Source organism: Methylobacterium sp. E-065, from assembly GCF_022829605.1.
Lineage (GTDB): Bacteria > Pseudomonadota > Alphaproteobacteria > Rhizobiales > Beijerinckiaceae > Methylobacterium.
On the sequence record NZ_JAKSYD010000027.1, the window covers coordinates 1 to 320 of the forward strand.

1 pseudogene is annotated in these 320 nt (G+C 60.6%); it reads left to right on the forward strand.

The features are described 5' to 3' along the window. A pseudogene (locus MKK84_RS02355) lies at positions 1–236 on the forward strand (hypothetical protein); the annotation flags it as partial. Positions 237–320: the final 84 nt, after the last annotated feature.

A 320-nucleotide genomic window follows, 5' to 3' on the forward strand; every position in this document is an offset into this window, starting at 1 on the left:
CTGGCGATCTGCGGGCGGCCGACGCCCTTGCCAACTGGCAGCGCTGGACTGCACAGGGCAGCGCGACGGTCAGCATCGGCGTGCTATGTCTCACTGGCCCCGATCTGACGGTCGAGCAGTGGGCGGAGCGGGTCGTCACCAAGCACTTAAAAGAGGGGACGCGTGTTAAAGGCTCGGTATCCTGGAGCGAGTATGAAGACTCCCGAATGTGGGTAGCGTCATGCGTGTTCTGTTAGTCGAAGAGGAAGCTACTGTCGCTTCGAGCGCGGATTTGGCGTGGAATAAGTAACCTGTTTTCGGGGTTCGCGTGGTCGACTGGC